The sequence below is a fragment of the Pedobacter sp. JCM 36344 genome (assembly GCF_046546555.1).
Taxonomy (GTDB): Bacteria; Bacteroidota; Bacteroidia; order Sphingobacteriales; family Sphingobacteriaceae; genus Pedobacter.
The window spans coordinates 1-1,838 of sequence record NZ_JBKHKK010000039.1 but is presented as its reverse complement, the minus strand read 5'-3'; the positions used below and the strand labels follow the sequence as shown (position 1 = coordinate 1,838).

Here is a 1,838-nt window from a genome sequence, read left to right as displayed (position 1 = left end):
TTCCGGTTAAAATTGCAGCGATGGATTAACCGTGGAAATTCAGTTGAATAATCTTGTTTAAGTTTGACAAACAAGTAATTTTCTGAGTCAATACCTATAGATTCAACGGTTAATACCAAAGCAATAATCTCACAATCAGATAGTTTTGGTTTTCTAGGATAAAATCTAAAGTTATTGTCCTCATTAATAGAGGATTTAAAAACAGATTTGGTTATTTCTAAAAATTGATTGAAATTGGTCGAAAGGTTGTGCATAAAGAGTAATTTACTTGGTCGTAATTCCTATTTAAATACTGATTTTCAGTATTATGCACAACTTTTTTATCCATTTTAGTCTCTTTTTTAATCGCACAATACGTTAGTAATAAGGAATTTATTAACGAAAAGCCAGTTACGCTAAACCAACAGGATTGAAAGTAGTTTTTAATTGCAAGAAAAAATCTTGATAAATATTATTGAGATAAGGATTTAGTAATGTACTCCCCGTTGTTAGGACGACAATCCTTACAATGTTAATTATTTAATTTTATTGTTGTTGCTTGAGGTGAGGAAATGTGGTAAACTCCCTTCAGCGTTTTCCATATATCCTCACCCTTTTCTTTTTTGCTCCTTTTTCTTTTATACTCATGCGGCCAATTGTGTATAACTATCAAATGGGGTTTGTCTTTTCAATGAGGTATGCCTCCTGATATTATTGTAGAAATTGATGTAATCCTGTATACCCCTGAACAATTCCAGACTATCATCCGCGGGCTTCAAATACACGTGCTCGTATTTCAGGCTACGCCAGAAACGTTCGATGTAAATGTTATCCAATGCTCTTCCTTTTCCATCCATGGATATCTGTATTTAATTACTTATCAACACATTGGTAAACTCCTCTGAGGTGAATTGGCTGCCCTGATCGGTATTAAATATCTCCGGCTTTCCGTGTAATGCTATAGTTTCTTTTACTACATCCGCACACCAGCCAGCATCCATGGTATTGGAAACGCTCCAGTTTAGAATGTATCGGCTTTTCAAGTCAATAATGGCCATCATGTACATAAAACCCTTTTTCATGGGAATATAAGAGATGTCGGTTTGCCATACCTGGTTTACCCTTTTAATGATCAGCCCCCTTAACAGATATGGATAAATCTTGTGTGCCTTATTGCCAATGCTTAACTTTTTAGCGGGATATACGGCCATAAGCCCCATGAGACGCATTAACCTTCGTATTCGCTTTACATTGACCTTATGGCCTTCACTCATGCATAAATAAGCACAGATAGTCAGAACGCCGCTATGAGGATGTTCAAGAAAGTATTTGTCGATCAGTTTTCATCAGATCCAGGTTCAGTTCACTTTCCCCTTCAGGGGCATAGTAGAAGCCTGAACGGTGAATACCAAGCATCATGCATTGTTCAGTAATATTAAACTTCGAGTCTTTTACCACCATTTGCCTGCGCTCAATGATACCGCACTTCATAACAACTTTTTTTTTAACCACTCATTTTGCATCTGAAGCTTACCGATCTGCTCAAATAAACGGGCTTCATTTGCCTCAGCATCTTTGTTGATTGATGGTTTCTCGGAAAACAACATCGAGCTGTTATCAACAAATTGCTTCTTCCAAAGGGAAATCTGTGTAGGATGAAGATCATACTGAACCGCGAGTTCTGCAAGTGTCTTCTGCTCCTTTAACGCTTCTAAGGATACTTTCGCTTTGAATTCTGCGCTGAATTTCTTTCTGCTTACTTTTTTCATCCTGTTTAAATTTACGGCCTTTTTTATAACCTTAAACTATCGACCAAATATTCGGGAGTATTGTAGTCAAAAACGTAGAATTCTTCCTTT

General features: G+C 36.7%; 4 protein-coding genes and 1 pseudogene. All 5 read right to left on the bottom strand.

Translation table 11 applies throughout. The annotated features are described in order from the left end of the window. Window positions 1-254: pseudogene (locus tag ACHFIZ_RS17855) on the bottom strand (IS982 family transposase); the annotation flags it as partial. 369 nt (window positions 255-623) lie between these two features. Further along, window positions 624-836 carry an integrase core domain-containing protein gene (locus ACHFIZ_RS17850; RefSeq protein ID WP_410888321.1) on the bottom strand — a complete coding sequence of 71 codons (213 nt, stop codon included), beginning with the start codon at window positions 834-836 and terminating at the stop codon, window positions 624-626. A 12-nt stretch (window positions 837-848) separates the two neighbouring features. After that, entirely contained in the window at window positions 849-1,271 is a 423-nt protein-coding gene (locus ACHFIZ_RS17845; protein WP_410888323.1) for a transposase, read from the bottom strand. Window positions 1,272-1,296: 25 nt separating this feature from the next. Further along, window positions 1,297-1,470 carry a hypothetical protein gene (locus tag ACHFIZ_RS17840; RefSeq protein WP_410886776.1) on the bottom strand — a complete coding sequence of 58 codons (174 nt, stop codon included), beginning with the start codon at window positions 1,468-1,470 and terminating at the stop codon, window positions 1,297-1,299. Further along, window positions 1,467-1,748 (bottom strand): transposase, encoded by a 282-nt coding sequence (locus ACHFIZ_RS17835; protein ID WP_410888319.1) that lies wholly within the window; start codon window positions 1,746-1,748, stop codon window positions 1,467-1,469. Before ACHFIZ_RS17835 ends, ACHFIZ_RS17840 begins: the two co-directional genes overlap by 4 nt. Between the last annotated feature and the right edge of the window lie 90 nt (window positions 1,749-1,838).

Excerpts from the sequence above, each read along its gene's own strand:
- ACHFIZ_RS17850 (WP_410888321.1), bottom strand. The coding sequence starts at position 836 with ATGGATGGAAAAGGAAGAGCATTGGATAACATTTACATCGAACGTTTC.
- ACHFIZ_RS17840 (WP_410886776.1), bottom strand. The coding sequence starts at position 1,470 with ATGAAGTGCGGTATCATTGAGCGCAGGCAAATGGTGGTAAAAGACTCG.
- ACHFIZ_RS17835 (WP_410888319.1), bottom strand. The coding sequence starts at position 1,748 with ATGAAAAAAGTAAGCAGAAAGAAATTCAGCGCAGAATTCAAAGCGAAA.